The 12,667-nt window shown below is 70.9% G+C and carries 15 protein-coding genes, 1 tRNA gene and 1 other RNA gene; 7 read left to right on the plus strand and 10 right to left on the minus strand.

Annotation, left to right across the window (positions count from 1 at the left end; translation table 11 throughout):
* Positions 1-275, minus strand: a 275-nt coding sequence (locus JNK12_18050; GenBank protein ID MBL8777848.1) for a hypothetical protein, incomplete at its 3' end; no start/stop codon positions are given.
* A 107-nt stretch (positions 276-382) separates the two neighbouring features.
* Between JNK12_18050 and rpe the strand changes: the two genes are divergently transcribed.
* Both rpe and JNK12_18060 read left to right on the plus strand, forming a co-directional pair.
* A complete protein-coding gene (gene rpe / locus JNK12_18055) occupies positions 383-1,066 on the plus strand; it encodes a ribulose-phosphate 3-epimerase (protein ID MBL8777849.1) in 684 nt (227 codons plus the stop codon).
* Entirely contained in the window at positions 1,063-1,608 is a 546-nt protein-coding gene (locus JNK12_18060) for a hypothetical protein (protein MBL8777850.1), read from the plus strand. The genes rpe and JNK12_18060 overlap by 4 nt, the downstream gene beginning before the upstream one ends.
* Before the next feature lie 151 nt (positions 1,609-1,759).
* Here the strand turns inward: JNK12_18060 and JNK12_18065 are convergent, their stop codons facing one another.
* Positions 1,760-2,380, minus strand: a complete 621-nt coding sequence (locus JNK12_18065) for an ATP-dependent Clp protease proteolytic subunit (protein MBL8777851.1) — start codon at positions 2,378-2,380, stop codon at positions 1,760-1,762.
* A gap of 35 nt (positions 2,381-2,415) precedes the next feature.
* Here JNK12_18065 and JNK12_18070 point away from each other — a divergent pair.
* From JNK12_18070 to JNK12_18080, 3 genes are all read left to right on the plus strand, one after another.
* A tRNA-Leu gene (locus JNK12_18070) sits at positions 2,416-2,499 on the plus strand.
* Positions 2,500-2,501: 2 nt separating this feature from the next.
* Positions 2,502-3,938 carry an FAD-dependent oxidoreductase gene (locus tag JNK12_18075; GenBank protein ID MBL8777852.1) on the plus strand — a complete coding sequence of 479 codons (1,437 nt, stop codon included), beginning with the start codon at positions 2,502-2,504 and terminating at the stop codon, positions 3,936-3,938.
* Between the two features lie 274 nt (positions 3,939-4,212).
* Positions 4,213-5,139, plus strand: a complete 927-nt coding sequence (locus JNK12_18080; GenBank protein ID MBL8777853.1) for an alanine racemase — start codon at positions 4,213-4,215, stop codon at positions 5,137-5,139.
* A 304-nt stretch (positions 5,140-5,443) separates the two neighbouring features.
* On the opposite strand, the gene JNK12_18085 is transcribed toward JNK12_18080, so the two are convergent.
* The 8 genes from JNK12_18085 to JNK12_18120 form a co-directional block, all read right to left on the minus strand.
* Positions 5,444-6,742 (minus strand): hypothetical protein, encoded by a 1,299-nt coding sequence (locus tag JNK12_18085; GenBank protein ID MBL8777854.1) that lies wholly within the window; start codon positions 6,740-6,742, stop codon positions 5,444-5,446.
* Complete coding sequence (locus JNK12_18090) at positions 6,739-7,200, minus strand: sigma-70 family RNA polymerase sigma factor (GenBank protein ID MBL8777855.1); 462 nt, start codon at positions 7,198-7,200, stop codon at positions 6,739-6,741. Before JNK12_18090 ends, JNK12_18085 begins: the two co-directional genes overlap by 4 nt.
* Positions 7,201-7,293: 93 nt before the next feature.
* Positions 7,294-7,878 (minus strand): RdgB/HAM1 family non-canonical purine NTP pyrophosphatase, encoded by a 585-nt coding sequence (gene rdgB, locus JNK12_18095; GenBank protein MBL8777856.1) that lies wholly within the window; start codon positions 7,876-7,878, stop codon positions 7,294-7,296.
* Positions 7,875-8,630, minus strand: coding sequence for a ribonuclease PH (gene rph / locus JNK12_18100; protein MBL8777857.1), 756 nt, complete (start codon positions 8,628-8,630; stop codon positions 7,875-7,877). The genes rdgB and rph overlap by 4 nt, the downstream gene beginning before the upstream one ends.
* Positions 8,627-9,397, minus strand: coding sequence for an MBL fold metallo-hydrolase (locus tag JNK12_18105; GenBank protein MBL8777858.1), 771 nt, complete (start codon positions 9,395-9,397; stop codon positions 8,627-8,629). Before JNK12_18105 ends, rph begins: the two co-directional genes overlap by 4 nt.
* A complete protein-coding gene (locus tag JNK12_18110; protein MBL8777859.1) occupies positions 9,394-10,215 on the minus strand; it encodes a glutamate racemase in 822 nt (273 codons plus the stop codon). The genes JNK12_18105 and JNK12_18110 overlap by 4 nt, the downstream gene beginning before the upstream one ends.
* Positions 10,216-10,240: 25 nt before the next feature.
* A complete protein-coding gene (locus JNK12_18115) occupies positions 10,241-11,191 on the minus strand; it encodes a PLP-dependent cysteine synthase family protein (protein ID MBL8777860.1) in 951 nt (316 codons plus the stop codon).
* A gap of 62 nt (positions 11,192-11,253) precedes the next feature.
* Complete coding sequence (locus JNK12_18120) at positions 11,254-11,661, minus strand: M67 family metallopeptidase (protein MBL8777861.1); 408 nt, start codon at positions 11,659-11,661, stop codon at positions 11,254-11,256.
* An 85-nt stretch (positions 11,662-11,746) separates the two neighbouring features.
* Between JNK12_18120 and smpB the strand changes: the two genes are divergently transcribed.
* Together smpB and ssrA are read left to right on the plus strand one after the other, a co-directional pair.
* On the plus strand, positions 11,747-12,289 hold the full coding sequence (gene smpB / locus JNK12_18125; GenBank protein MBL8777862.1) for an SsrA-binding protein SmpB: 543 nt from the start codon (positions 11,747-11,749) through the stop codon (positions 12,287-12,289).
* Positions 12,282-12,665: a transfer-messenger RNA gene (gene ssrA, locus JNK12_18130) on the plus strand. The genes smpB and ssrA overlap by 8 nt, the downstream gene beginning before the upstream one ends.
* The last annotated feature ends 2 nt before the right edge of the window (positions 12,666-12,667 follow it).

Here is a 12,667-nt window from a genome sequence, read left to right on the forward strand (position 1 = left end):
CGTCCGGAGAACGCTCGATCGCGGCCGCCGTACCAGGTGTGGTCCGGCGAGTCCGCCACGCCGTACCAGAGCTGGTCGTCGACCCCGTCGCCGTCGAAGTCGCCCACCAGTGGTCCAGGAGGCAGTTCCGGTTCGGCGGCCTCAGCCGGGGGCACCCCACCCGGTGCCGACTGCGCACGGGCCGGCGCCGGTTCCACGGTCGAGGCGGCGGTGACCGACCCCAGGAGCACGAGCACGGCCGCGTACCTGCGCAGGATCCAGGGCGGACGGAGCACGGCGGCGACGGTACCAGGGGTGCCTCGGAGCCGGACCGCATCGGGACTCGTCCGGTCCGGTCCCGGGACCCGCTGGCGGCCCGAACGCGCCACTAGCCTCGACGCCCATGGCCGACGATCGCCCCGTCCTCATCGCTCCGTCGGTGCTTCCCGCCGACTTCTCCCGCCTGGGCGAGGAGTGCCGGTCCCTCGAGGAAGCAGGGGTCGACCGCATCCAGTTCGACGTGATGGACGGGCGCTTCGTCCCCAACCTCACCTTCGGCCCCGACGTCATCGCCTCGCTCCGCCCCCACGTCACGGTCCCCTTCGAGGCCCACCTCATGGTCGAGCAGCCCGACGAGCTCGCGGCGCGCTACGTCGAAGCGGGCTGCGAGCGCCTCATCGTGCACACCGAGGCCTGCCCCCATCTCCACCGCACGCTGGGCAACATCGCCGAGCTCGGCGCCAAGGCCGCGGTGGCGGTCAACCCGGCGACACCGGTCTCCGCGTTCGCCCACGTGCTCGACCTCGTCGACCTGGTGCTGGTGATGACGGTGAACCCGGGATTCGGGGGCCAGTCCTACATCGCCACCATGGAGCCGAAGATCGCCGAGACCCGTCGGCTCGTGCTCGAGTCGGGCTTCGACGTGGACGTCGAGGTCGACGGCGGCATCGGGCCCTCCACGGTGGCGGCGGCGGCGGCCGCCGGTGCGAACGTCCTCGTGGCCGGCAGCGCCCTCTACCGCGACCCCGAAGGTCTGGGCCATGCGGTCGCCGACCTGCGGGCCCGCGCCGAGGCCGCCCGCGCATGAGCGCCCCCCGCCGCCGGCCGGTCGCGAGGTGTGTGCTGGCCGCCGCGGCACTGCTCCTGCTGGCCGGGGTCTCGACCGCGTGCTCGTCGGGCGACGACGAGGCGCAGCCGGACAAGGCCACCTTCTGCGCCAAGCTCACCGAGTTCAACACGGGCACCCAGGCCTTCGACCTGAACGTCGCCGACGAGGCCGAGGTCGAGCGCATCGCCCAGCTGCTCGACGACATCGAGGCGAGCGCCCCCGAGGAGATCAGCGCCGACGTCGAGGCCCGCTTCGCCTACGTCGACGACGTGATCGCCGCCTCGCAGGGCGACGAGGACGCCATCGCCCGGCTGGCGGACGCGCAACCCACCGACGAGGCGCAAGCTCGCATCGACGCGTACGCGCAGGCCGAGTGCGGGATCGTGCTCGAGCCCGTGACCTCGGCGCCGCCCACCACGACACCAGGCGTGGTGCCTCCGCCGTCGGTGGCGACCACCGTCGCGGTCACCCCGGACACGACGGCCACCACGTCGACCCCCACGACCCTCGCCCCCGGCTGAGCCGCGGACGGCCCCGCGCCGGGCGACGGGGGCTCGGCCGGTGCCGTTGAAGCGGACGCGCGTCAGCGGCGACCGATCCCACCAGCCATGGACAACCTGTCCGCGGTCGACCGGGCGAGCGGTCCAGCGGGGCCGGGGCCGGGGTGAGTGGCTACTTCTTGTCGGCGGCGGCCGCGTTGGCCGCGGACATGTCGCCGCGGTGGCCGATCACGTGATCGATGATGCCGTACTCGGCCGCCTCGGCCGCGGTGAACCAACGGTCGCGCTCGGAGTCGGCGGTGATCTGCTCGACCGGCTGGCCGGTGTGGAAGGCGATGCGCTCGGCGAGGAGCTTCTTCGTGTACACCATCTGCTCGGCCTGGATGGCGATGTCGGCCGCCTGGCCCTGGATGCCGCCCGAGGGCTGGTGCATCATCACCCGGGCGTGGGGCAGGGCGTAGCGCTTGCCGGGGGCGCCGGCGCAGAGCAGGAACTGGCCCATCGAGGCGCCGAGGCCCATGCAGATGGTGCCGACGTCGGGCGAGATGAACTGCATGGTGTCGTAGATGGCCATGCCCGCGGTGACCGAACCCCCCGGGGAGTTGATGTAGAGCCAGACGTCCTTGTCGGGGTCCTGGCCCTCGAGGTACAGCAGCTGCGCCGTGAGGGTGTTGGCGATCGTGTCGTTGACCTCGGTGCCGAGGAACACGATCCGCTCCTTCAGGAGGCGGTTGTAGATCTCGTTGGACGGATCGAAGCCGGCCATCTGGCCGACGAGCGGTGAGGGCTGCATGGCGGTGGAGGATACCGGTACCGTGCGAGTCGTCCGCGGGCGTGGCGGAATTGGAAGACGCGCCGGGTTTAGGTCCCGGTGGGCGAAAGCCCTTGGAGGTTCGAGTCCTCTCGCCCGCACGATGCCGATCAGCCGCCGCACCGTCCTGAAGGGATCGGCACTCCTTGTGCTCTACGCCGCCGTCCCCGGGTGCGCCCCGGGCGGCGGCGACGAGGTCGAGGACGCCGACGGCGCGGCCGAGCAGGACGGCGGCGGGGCGACGGGCTCGGCGGTGCCCGAACCGGACGGTTGGGTGGTCACGCGCTGGCGGGCCGACCCGTTCGCCCGTGGCTCCTACTCGTTCCTCGCCGTGGACAGCTCGCCCGACGACCGCCGCGCCCTCGCCGCCCCGGTCGGCGACCGCCTGTTCTTCGCCGGCGAGGCCACGTCGGTGGCGAACCCCGCCACCGTCCACGGGGCCCTCGAGTCGGGACGAGCGGCCGCCGACGCGGTCGATTCGGTCGCCGAGGAAGGCGCCCGCATCCTGGTGATCGGCGCGGGGATGGCGGGGCTCGGCGCCGCTCGGGCACTGGACGACCTCGGCTACGACGTCACCGTCGTCGAAGGGCGCGACCGGATGGGCGGACGGACCTTCACCGTCGACACCCTGGGGGTGCCGCTCGACCTCGGCGCCTCGTGGATCCACGGCACCGACGGCAATCCGCTCACGGCCCTCGCCGACGAGCTGGGCGTCGAGCGCTCGGACCCGACCGACTATGACAACGAGCCCGAGTACGCCCCCGACGGCGTCGAGCTCACCGACACCCAGTACGCCACCGCCGAAGCGGCTTTCGACTCGGTGATGGAGGTCGCCGCAACCGCTGCCGAGGAACAGGCCGAGGACGGCCCCCTCGCCGACGTGGTGTGGGCGGCCGCAGCCGATCTCGACCTCTCGGACGACGACCTCCTGGTACTGACCCACTACCTGAACACCAGCATCGAGGGTGAGTACGCCGGCGGCCTCGGCGAGCTGTCCACCTGGTGGTGGGAAGAGGGCGAGGGCTACGACGGCGGCGACGTCGTGTTCCCCGACGGCTACGTCCAGCTCGTCGACGGACTGGCCGAGGGGTTGGCGATCGACCTCGGGGCGCCGGTCGAGGAGGTGGCGGTCGTCGACGGCGGCGTGGTGGTCACGATCGGCGACGACTCCACCTACGAGGCCGACCACGTCGTGGTCACCGTCCCCCTCGGGGTGCTCAAGGCGGGGACCATCGCCTTCGAGCCACCCCTTCCCGATGCCAAGGCCACCGCCATCGAGCGCATTGGCATGGGCCTGCTGGACAAGACCTACCTGCGCTTCCCGGAGGTCTTCTGGGACGCCGACGCCGACCTCATCGGCTGGGTGAGCCCGGACGGCGACGGCCGCTGGGCCGAGTGGGTGAACATGGCCAAGGTCACCGGCGAGCCCATCTTGTTGGGCTTCAACGCCGCCGCCTACGCCGAGCAGGTGGAAGCCATGAGCGACGAGGAGGTCGTCGCCGACGCCATGGCCGTCCTGCGCACCATCTACGGCCCCTGACCTGCCCGTTCTGGACGCGGCCATCTGTCGTCACGAACGAGATTCCGCGGCCAGAACCAAGGATCTCCGTTCTGGCCGCGGCCCCCTGTTGCCACGAACGAGATTCCGCGGCCAGAACCAAGGATCTCCGTTCTGGCCGCGGCCCCCTGTTGCCACGAACGAGATCTCGCGGCCAGAACAGGCGGTCGTTACGGTGCGGGCGGTGCACGTGAACGAACTGACCACGCCGGCGCTGCTGGTCGACGCCGCCGCCTTCGAGCACAACGTGGCGACGATGGCCGCAGCCCGCCCGGGGCCGGCGCTGCGACCGCACGTGAAGGCCTTCAAGTCGACCTCGCTGGCCCGTCGCCTGCACGACGCCGGCCACCGGACGTTCTGCTGCGCCACCGTCCGGGAGTGCGAGGGCATGGCGGCGGCCGGCCTCGGCGAGGACCTGCTGTTGGCCAACGAGGTGCTCGACGCCCGGCGCCTGGGGGCGCTGGTCGCGGCCGGCACCGCCCGCATCACCGTGGCCGTGGACAGCGAGCCCACCGTGCTGGCGGCCGCGGCGGGCGGCGTGCGCGAGGTGCTCATCGACGTGAACAACGGCTTCCGCTGCGGGTGCGAGCCCGACGACGCCGGCTTCCTGGCTGACTTCGCCCGGGCGCAGGGCCTCGAGGTCCGCGGCGTCATGGGCTACGAGGGCCACGTGTCGCTCAACCCCGACCGCGCCAGCCGCATCGAGCTCCTCGAGGTGGCGATGGCCCGCCTCGCCCGTGCGTACGCCGACGTCGGCGGCGACGTCATCTCGGGCGCCGGCACCGGCACCTACGACCTCAACACCCTCGTCACCGAGGTGCAGGCGGGCTCGTACACGCTGATGGACACCGAGTACGCCAAGCTCGGCCTCCCCTTCCGCCAGGCGCTGCACCTGTGGGCCACCGTGATCTCGGTGAACGACCGGGTGGCCATCTGCGACGCCGGCCTCAAGTCGATGGGCATGGACCACGGCGACCCGTCCATCGACGGCGCCGACGTCCTCTACTGCTCGGACGAGCACGTGGTCTTCATCCCCCACGAGGGCCACTCCTGGGACGTCGGCGACCGCGTCCGCCTCGTCCCCGCCCACGTCGACCCCACCATCGCCCTCCATGAACAGCTCTGGCTGGTCGACGGCGACGACGTCATCGACCGCTGGCCCGTCGACCTCCGTGGTTGGTGAGACTTCTGCGTCAGCGAGACGCACGGCGCCAAGTGTGAAGGGTGGGGACACGGGGTCGACTCACGTGGCCGTGGTGCTGCAAGCCGGCAGAGGTCCGGCGAGGTTGGGCCGCCGGACGTGCTCGATCTCACGCTCGGTGGCGACGGGTGCCCGATCCAGGTTCATTGGAGGAAATGACTGTCGGATTCGGGGGGCTATTTCCTCCGAATGCGTCGTTCGCCGCCAAGGAACCGGGATACGAGCACGCAGCGTGGTGCCACGAGCGACTCGGTCCAGGTGGCCGAACTCACGAGTGCGGCGACGATCAACCACCCCGGCGAATGAGGCACGGAGTCGCTGAGGTGATCGGCACCTCGACGTCGACCGTTGGCATGGGTAGACCACCGTCAGGCGCCGCCTGCACGATCGTCTCGTCGGGCGACGGGACGGACTCCGTGCGCTCCGGGCAGGGAATCGGATCGGCGGCGGCAAGCTGCGGACCGTCGCTGCGCTCCACCGCGAGCGGTCCGCCACCGATGATCGACTGGGTGTGGACCACCAGTCCCGACGGCGTCCCCATTCGGTATCCGTAGACGGCGCCGTCGCCGAGCGCAAAGACCCAGGAGCCGTCGTCGGTCCAAGCGAGACCAGTGGCATCGAACCCCGGCCCACCGGGGATCGATCGCCAGTGCCCCGTGTGGGCGTCGACGAGAACCAGAGCCCACTCGGAGTCCTCCTCCGAGCGAGACCACACGGCGACGGTCTGCTCATCCGGTGAAACCGCAACCGCCCAAGCGAAGAGATCGGGGTCGATGTCCACTGATCCCCCATCAGGGACGACGGCGATGGATGAGGGCCAGCCGGTCACGAGCGTCGACCCTCGAGCTGCCATGGTCTCCGCATCGGGAAGGTCCACGAGATCCCCGCTCACCGGACTCCAGTATTGGGGCCCGGGACCATCCGCAAAGGGCCCGGGCAGGGCAAGGCCCTCGGCTACGCCTACGTTCGGAGACACGGTGCCCGAGCTACTCGCCTGGGGTACTTGGGTGGAAGGCACCGTCGTCACCCCGTCAACCGTCACTTCGGACACGGTGTTGTCCTGCTGCACCAGCCACAGGCGATCGGGGTTGCCGGACGCGAGGTAGTAGTACGACGGCGCAACCAGACGCGGAGCGCCTTCGAGGTCGAGGGGCATTGCGATCGGACCGTCGTCACCCTGGTAGACGACCTCGTCCCCGATCTGATCGATCGACTGGAGGAAGATCTCCCGAGGCCGAACTGCGATGTCGTCGTACTGCCGCGCCATACCGGTGTCGAGGTCGAGCGCAACGAGCGAACCGAAGCCCGTGTTGATGATGAGTGTCGTGTCGGTGGGCTCGCCGAAGAGGTAACCGGTCCCCGGGCCGGTGTCGACCGGCCCGCTGTCCTCGTTCCCGCCGCGCAACGCCACGGCCACCACCAGTACGAACACGGCGGCGACGCCGACCAGTACGACGCGGACCGGCCAGCGCCGACCGGCGTGCACCTCGGCGTTCGACCCGACGCGAGCCGCCCGGAGCACAGCGTCGGCACCTCGAGGCGTGCCCCGCTCGGCGAGCCGCTCGAAGGTTCGCGTCGCGCTCATGTCTCGTCTCCCGCCGCCACTCGCAGGCGTCGACGAGCTCGGGTCGAGCGCTGGCGCGCCGCCGCCGGGGTGCAGCCCAGGGCAGACGCCACCTCCTCGAAGGGCAACCCCTCGACGAACGCGAGGAAGAGCACGGCCCGGTCGCCTGGATCAAGAGACAGCAGGATCGAGAGGTCGGACGGGTACGGGTCGGCGTCGCCCACCTCCGCGGCGCCGTGGCGTGCCGCTGCTGAGCGCCACCGAGCGAAGCTGCGGCGACGGTCCTTGGCCAAGTTGAGGATCGTGCGGCGTAGATAGGCCGCCGGCTGGTCGAGTGAGGTCAGAGGCCCGCGGCTCAATGCCCGGGCCACCGCATCCTGCACGAGGTCGTCCGGGTCGACCTCGTAGGGGCCGACGACCGCGGCGAAACGGCGCAGCGAGGGGTAGAGCGTGCGGAACAACTCGTCCTCCTCGTCCACCGCTCTCCCGCTCCAGTTCTGACCCGGTCGTGCTCTAGACGCCGTTCACCTCACTCCTGTGACAAGAAACTGTGAGAAGAAACAAGATCTCCTCTAGCGCTCGGTGAGGGCGTCGCGGAGGGCGCGGAAGGCGCGGCCTCGATGGGAGACCGCGTGCTTCTCGTCGGGGGTCATCTCGGCGAAGGTGCGGCCGTCGCCCTCGGCGGGGATGAACAGCGGGTCGTAACCAAAGCCGGCGGCGCCGCGGGCCTCGGTGGCCATGGTGCCGTCCACGACGCCCTCGGCGATCACCTCGCGTCCGTCGGGGAAGCGGACCAGCGCCACCGTGCGGAAGCGGGCCGTGCGCTCGGCGGGGTCGGGGTGGTCGGCGAGCGACTCGAGCATCTTGGCCACGTTGTCGGCGTAGGTGGCGTCCTCGCCGGCGAAGCGGGCCGAGTAGACGCCCGGCGCACCGTCGAGGGCGTCCACCTCGAGGCCGGTGTCGTCGGCCACCGCGGGCTCGCCGGTGGCCTCCACGATGGCGACCGCCTTGAGGCGAGCGTTGCCCTCGAGGGTGTCGGCGTCCTCGACGACGTCGGGCACGGTGTCCGGCCGCGGGGCCAGCTCGACGCCGTCACCCAGGATGACCGCGATCTCCGCGACCTTGTCCCGGTTGGCGGTGGCGAGGACCAGCCTCACGACTGGCGCGGCGCCGGCGGCTCGGCGAGGGCCTCGGTCTGGAGCGCCGTGATCCGGCCGATGCCGCCCTGGGCGAGGTCGAGCAGGCGGTCGAGCTCTTCCCGGCTGAACGCGGCACCCTCGGCCGTGCCCTGGACCTCGATGAAGCGGCCGGACTCGGTCATGACCACGTTCATGTCGACCTCGGCCCGGGAATCCTCCACGTAGGGCAGGTCGAGCATGGGCACGCCGTCGATGATCCCGACGGAGATGGCGGCGCACGCCTCGGTCAGCGGATGCGAGCTGATGGCCCCTTGTTGCACGACTCGGCTGAGCGCGTCGTGCAGGGCCACGTAGCCGCCGCAGATCGAAGCGGTGCGAGTCCCGCCGTCGGCTTGGAGCACGTCGCAGTCGACAATGACCTGGCGCTCGCCCAGCTTCGCCATGTCGCACACCGAGCGCAACGAACGACCGATGAGCCGCTGGATCTCCTGGGTGCGACCGGACGGGCGCCCCTCCTTCACCTCGCGACGCACGCGATCGTCGGTGGAGCCGGGGAGCATCGAGTACTCGGCGGTGACCCAGCCCTCGCCCTTGCCTTTCATCCAACGCGGCACCTTCTCGTCGATCGAGGCGGTGCAGAGGACCTTGGTCCGCCCGAAGGTGACGAGGACCGACCCGGCGGCCATCTCGGTGAAGTCGCGCTGGAAGCTGATGGGCCGCAACTCGTCGACCTGGCGGCCGTCGTGGCGGGTGGTGGGGGCGTCGGTCACAGGGTGAACCTCTCGTTGATGGTGGCGAGCTCGACGGGCCGGCCGAAGGTGACCTCGGCGGCGGCCCGCTGGGCCTCGACGTCGCCGCCGGGCCAGTGGTGGGTGAGGACGAGGCGGCGCACGCCGGCCGCAGCCGCCATGGCGCCGGCCTCCCGGGCGCTGATGTGCGGGGCGAGGCCCTCCTCGTCGGTGGTGAGGGTGGCCTCGCAGACGAACAGGTCGACATCACCGCCGAAGGCCGACACGGACCACCCGGGGCCGGTGTCGGACGAGTACACCAGCACGTCACCCGTCGTGGTGTCCTCGACCCGCACCGCCAGGGTCTCGACCGGGTGATCGGTCCGGGAGAACGAGAAGCGCAGGACGCCGATGTCGGTGGTCGAGTGGTCCCGGATCACGTGCCAGTCGAAGGTCGGGGCCAGGCCGTCGTGGGTGGCGGCCTCGGCCATGGCCAGCGTCTCGGCGGTGCCGTGCACGGGCACCGCTGACCGGTGGATGACGTACTTCAGGACGTTGCGGAGCACCGGTAGCTCGGTCCAGTGGTCCGGGTGGCAGTGGCTGATCACGACGGCGTCGATGTCGGCGAACGCGGTGTGGCGCTGCACGTTGGCGAGGGTCCCGGGCCCGGTGTCCATCCACACGGTGGTTCCCCGCCCCCGGACCAGGTAGCCGCTGCAGGCACCGTCCACGGCGGCGTAGGTGCCCGAGCAGCCCAGCACGGTGATGCTCAGCGGTCCGTCGGCCACCGACTCCCCCACCACGCTCACGACCAGCTCCAGGCTTCGGCGCCGGCGAGCTCGGGGCCGAGGAGGCGCCGGCCCAGTTCGGCGAAGTGGGCCACGTTGCCCGACGAGATCCAGCGGTGCGTGCCGGGGGACGAGGAGGCGGGCCGGTCGCCGAGCAGCAGCGAGCGCACCTCGAAGGCGGTCTCGTCGGCCGACGACACCAGGACGACGTCGCGGCCCATCACGTCGCCGATGGTACGGGCGAGGTACGGATAGTGCGTGCACCCGAGCAACAGGGTGTCGACGCCGGCTTCGACCACCGGGGCCAGCAGACGCTCGGCGAGGACGTGGACCTGGTCGCTCTCGGTCTCACCCCGCTCGACGAACTCCACGAACCCCGGGCACGCGGCGCACGTGAGGACCACGTCGTCACGGCCGGCGTCGGCACAGGCCTTGGCCACGGCCCGCTGGTAGGCGCCGGAGGCGATCGTGCCCACCGTGCCGATCACGCCGACCCGCCCGTTGCGGGTGGCCTGCACCAGCGCCCGGGCGCCCGGCTCGATGACCCCGACGACCGGGACCGCGACGTCGGCCTGCAGCTCGTCGAGCGCGGCGGCGGACGCGGTGTTGCAGGCCACGACGATGGCGCCGACCCCGTGCTCGGCCAGCAGCATGGCGCTGATCTGGTGGGCGAACCCCCGCACCTCGTCGAGGTCCCGCGGCCCGTAGGGGTAGCGCCCGGTGTCCCCGAAGTACACGAGGTCCTGCCCCGGCAGCAGGTCGATCACCGCCCTGGCGACCGTGAGCCCCCCGAAGCCCGAGTCGAACATGCCGATCGGACGCAAGCGGTCGGCAGCCATCCGGTCCGACGCTAGTGGGGACGCCCTAGAAGTAAATTATCTGCTCGGCGCGGCGGACGACCTCGTCGATGTCGTCCGTCCAGGCGCCGGTGGAGAGGTACTTCCAGCCGCCGTCGCAGACCACGAACACGATCGTGCCCGTCTCGAGGCGCTCGGCCACCCGGGCGGCGCCGGCGAGGGCCGCACCGGAGGAGATGCCGGCGAAGATGCCCATCTCGGAGGTGAGGCGGCGCATCCACTCGATGGACTCCTTGGGCCGCACGATGCGCTTGCCGTCGAGCAGCTCGTTGCCACCCCACTTGTCGTACACCGGCGGGATGTAGCCGTCCTCGAGACTTCGCAGGCCCTCGACCCGCTCCCCTGAGGGCGGCTCGACCGCCATCACCTTGATCTCGCGGTTCTGCTCCTTGAGGTAGGTCCCCACGCCGAGCAGGGTGCCGCTGGTGCCGAGGCCGGCCACGAAGTGGGTGATCTCGGGGCAGTCGCGCCAGATCTCGGGGCCGGTGCCCTCGTAGTGGGCACGGGGGTTGGCCTCGTTGGCGTACTGGTAGAGGAAGGCCCACTCGGGGTGCTCGTCGGCGAGGATCTGGGCGCGCCGCACGGCCCCGTTGGACCCCTCGGCGCCGGGCGACATGATCAGCTCGGCGCCGAAGATCTCGAGCAGCTGGCGGCGCTCGACCGACACGTTCTCGGGGAGGACGATCTTGATCGGGTAGCCCTTGAGCTGGGCGATCATGGCCAGGGCGATGCCGGTGTTGCCCGAGGACGGCTCGATGATGGTGCGGCCCGGGGTCAGGGTGCCGTCGGCCTCGGCTTCCTCGATCATCTTGGCGGCGATGCGGTCCTTCACCGAGCCGGCGGGGTTCTGGCTCTCGAGCTTGGCGAGGATGCGCACGTCGGGGTTGGGGCTGAGCGCGCTGACGTCCACGAGGGGCGTGTTGCCGATGAGATCGAGTACCGACGAGACGACGGCCATCGCTTCAGCTCCGGGTTGCGGGTCGGGCGGTCAGCGGAATCCTGACCGGAACGCTCGGGATTCTACCGGCCCACGAGGCCGACCGGCTCCTCGGCGATGGCGCCGTCGCGGATGGCGTACGACCGCAGCACCGGCGCCTCTTGGCGCAACGACACGATGACGTAGTGCCAGTCCGGGTCCGGCGCCTGGGCGACGTCGGTGGGCGACGGGTAGGCGTCGGTGTGGGTGTGCGAGTGCATGACGCCCACGATCTCGAGGCCTCGGCCCTCGGCGTCGCGCTCGGCCTTCAGGTGGTCGAGCGGGTTGATGGTGTACACCCGGCTCGAAGCGGCGTCGTTGCGACACGGGTAGAAGCGCTCGATCCGGCCACTCCCGGGCGCGGCCGCGAACAGCCCACAGGCCTCGTCGGGGAGGCGGTCGTAGGCGTGGGCGACCATCTCCCCCCACACGTTGGCGTCGAGCTCCAGCATCCGCCCGAGGTTACGGGGAGTGAGGGGCACCCCGGCGGATCGCAATCCCGCCGAGAGCGTGGACGTCCCTCGGTACCCTCACGGGGTGGCCAAGCCCGCCAACCCGCCAGGGACCCAGCTCGTCGCGTCGAACCGCCAGGCCCGACGCGACTACGAGATCCTCGACACCGTCGAGGCGGGCATGGTGCTGTCCGGGAGCGAGGTGAAGGCGCTGCGCGAGGCGAAGGTGCAGCTCGCCGACGCCTACGCCCGCATCATCGACCACGAGGCGTGGATCATCGGGCTGCACATCTCGCCCTACAGCCACGCCAGCCCGATGTTCAGCCACCAGACCGACCGACAGCGCAAGCTGCTCCTGCACAGGGCGGAGATCGACCGCCTCCGGGCCCGCGTCGACCAGGAGCGACTCACCCTCGTCCCGCTCACGCTCTACTTCAAGGACGGGCGCGCCAAGCTCGAGGTGGGCCTGGGTCGGGGGCGCACCAGCGTGGACAAGCGCCAGGTCATCGCCAAGCGCGACGCCGACCTCGAGGCCAAACGGGCGATGTCCCGGGCCAGACGCTCGGTAGGCTGGACGGGTAGCACTTGCTCGTTGACAACTGACGAACACGAACACACACGGGGCTGATCGGTTTCGACGTGGAGACCGGCTGACGTTACGTGCGACCGGAGTTGCTCAGACTCCTTAAACGGGGCACCCAAAGAAGCGCCGATGGCGACTTCGCTCTCGCAGCCTGATCTAGCGATCAGCTAAGAGAGTCATCGCGACCCGTGAGGGCACGCGGGGCCTGTTCACTGCAGCCCGGCAACAGAAGCAGTGGAGGACCGCAGGGAGAGACCGCTGACGTCGGGAAAGACCGATGGCACCGGGGGAAGACCCGGCGGCGGGCGCAAGCCCAGCTGACCCGGCAGTGCGGTGACCGCGAGCCGCAACCTCGGGAATGGTCGTAGCACGAGCGCTCACCGCTTTGCGGACGAGGGTTCGATTCCCTCCAGCTCCACCCTC

The sequence above is a fragment of the Acidimicrobiales bacterium genome, from assembly GCA_016794585.1.
Classification (GTDB): Bacteria; Actinomycetota; Acidimicrobiia; order Acidimicrobiales; family DATDAH01; genus JAEUJM01.